At 74.3% G+C, this 2,333-nt stretch carries 1 protein-coding gene; it reads right to left on the bottom strand.

The genetic code is table 11. The features are described 5' to 3' along the window. The coding region (locus IE313_RS34510) for a type I polyketide synthase (RefSeq protein ID WP_229925196.1) at positions 1–2,333 on the bottom strand (2,333 nt) is incomplete at both ends.

Below are 2,333 nucleotides of genomic sequence, written 5' to 3'. Positions count from 1 at the left end.
AGGTGGCAGACCTGGTCGAGCGCGGCGGCGAACACGGGGAACGTCTCGTACAACTCGCTGCCCATACCCGGCCGCTGACTGCCCTGCCCCGACAGGACGAATGCGGTCTTTGGTGCGGGGACGGCGGTGCCTTGGGTCACCGTTGCGGAGGGTCGGCCCTGGGCGAGGGCGTCGAGTCCGGCGAGGAAGTCCTCGCGTGAGCCGTCCGTCGTACTGATCGCGGCGCGGTGCGCGAAGTGGCTGCGATGGGTGGCCAGCGCTCGTGCCGCCTCGGCCACGTCGAGTTCGGGGTGGGCGGCGGCGTAGTCCCGCAGCCGTGCGGCCTGGGCGCACAGGGCCTGCTCGGACTTGGCGGAGAGCACCCACGGCGCCACCGTCGTCGCCGGAGCCCCCGGCACCGCGGAGCCCCCGGCCGTCGCCTCGTCGGCGGCGGCCGCACCCGCCTGCGCCGGCGCGGCTTCCAGCACGACGTGCGCGTTCGTACCGCTGACCGCGAACGACGACACCGCGGCACGCCGCGGGTGGTCGGTCCGCGGCCAGGGCCGTGCCTCCTGGAGCAGCGAGACGGCGCCCTCGTCCCAGTCGACGAACGGCGAAGGCTCATCGCAGTGCAGCGACTTGGGCAGGATGCCGTGCCGCATCGCCAGCACCATCTTCATCACACCGCCGGCGCCGGCGGCCGCGATGGTGTGGCCGATGTTGGACTTGATGGAACCCAGCCACAGCGGCTGCTCGTCCGGCCGGTCCTGCCCGTACGTCGCCAGCAGGGCCTGTGCCTCGATGGGGTCGCCGAGGCTGGTGCCGGTGCCGTGGGCCTCGACGGCGTCGACGTCCGCGGTGGTCAGGCGGGCGTCGTCCAGGGCGGCCCGGATGACACGCTGCTGGGAGGGGCCGTTGGGTGCGGTGAGGCCGTTGCTCGCGCCGTCCTGGTTGACCGCGGTGCCGCGGATCAGGGCCAGCACGCGGTGACCGTTGCGCCGGGCGTCGGAGAGCCGCTCCAGCACGAAGGTGCCCGCGCCCTCGCCCCAGGCCACCCCGTCGGCCGCCGCCGAGAAGGACTTGCACCGCCCGTCGGCGGCCAGCCCCCGCAGCCGGCTGAACTCCTGGAACATGCCCGGTGTCGAGTGCACGGTGGCACCGCCCGCGATCGCGAGCGGCGTCTCGCCGTCGCGCAGCGACCGGCAGGCCAGGTGCAGTGCCACCAGCGACGACGAGCAGGCCGTGTCCACACTGAGGGCAGGACCCTCGAAACCGAGTGTGTACGCGATCCGCCCTGACGCCACGCTCGACGAGGTGCCCGTCAGCAGATAGCCCTCGATGTCCTCCGGCCCCTCGTGGCCGAGCAGCAGGTACTCGTTGGCGGAGATGCCGACGAACACGCCCGTGGTGCTGCCGCGCAGCGCGGCCGGGTCGATCCCGGCGCTCTCCAGCGCCTCCCACGAGGTCTCCAGCAGCAGCCGCTGCTGGGGGTCCATCGCCATCGCCTCGCGCGGGTTGATCCCGAAGAACGCCGCGTCGAACCGGTCCGCGTCGTGGACGAAGCCGCCGCGCCTGCCGTACGTCCTGCCGCGGGCGTCCGGATCCGGGTCGTAGATGCCGTCGATGTCCCAGCCGCGGCCCGTGGGGAAGTCGGACGTGGCGTCCCGGCCCTCGGCCAGCAACTGCCACAGCTCGTCCGGTGTGGTGACGCCCCCGGGGTAGCGGCAGGCCATGCCGACGATGGCGATCGGCTCCTCGTGCCCGGTCCGGGGCCGCGTGGCCGGCCTGGTGGGACGCGGTGCGGCCTCGGCCGGCACGTCCTCCAGCCTGGTGGCCAGGAATCCGGCGAGGGCGGTGGCGGTGGGGTGGTCGAAGAGGGCGGTGGCGGGCAGTCGCAGGCCGGTGGCGGTGTTGAGGTTGTTGCGCAGCTCGACCGCGGTCAGCGAGTCGAAGCCCAGGTTCTGGAACGCCTGGTCCGGGTCGATCGCGGTGGGGGAGTCGTGCCCGAGGGCCAGGGAGGCGTGCGTGCGCACCAGCTCAAGCAGGACCTGCCGCCGCTCGGCCACGCTCCGGCCCGCCAGCTCCTGCCGCAGCCGCGACGTGCCCCCCGCACCGCGCCCGGCCGCCCGGCGCACCGGCGCCCGGTTCTGCGGCGGGACGGTGACATGGGCCGGCACCAGCGCCGGACGGTCCCGGTGTCCGGTGAGCGCGGCACTCAGCAGGTCGAGCGCCCGGTCGGGGTCCAGCGGACGCACCCCGTTGCGACCCGCCCGGGTGCCGTCGAGTGTGGTGGCCATGCCGGTGGTGGTGGTCCAGGGGCCCCAGGCGAGGGCGGTGGCGGGTAGTCCTTGGGT

Origin of the sequence: Streptomyces sulfonofaciens (assembly GCF_014656295.1) — a bacterium.
GTDB classification, from domain to species: Bacteria; Actinomycetota; Actinomycetes; order Streptomycetales; family Streptomycetaceae; genus Streptomyces; species Streptomyces sulfonofaciens.
Note: the sequence above shows the minus strand (reverse complement) of the source record. Positions and strands in the feature narration are given on the sequence as shown.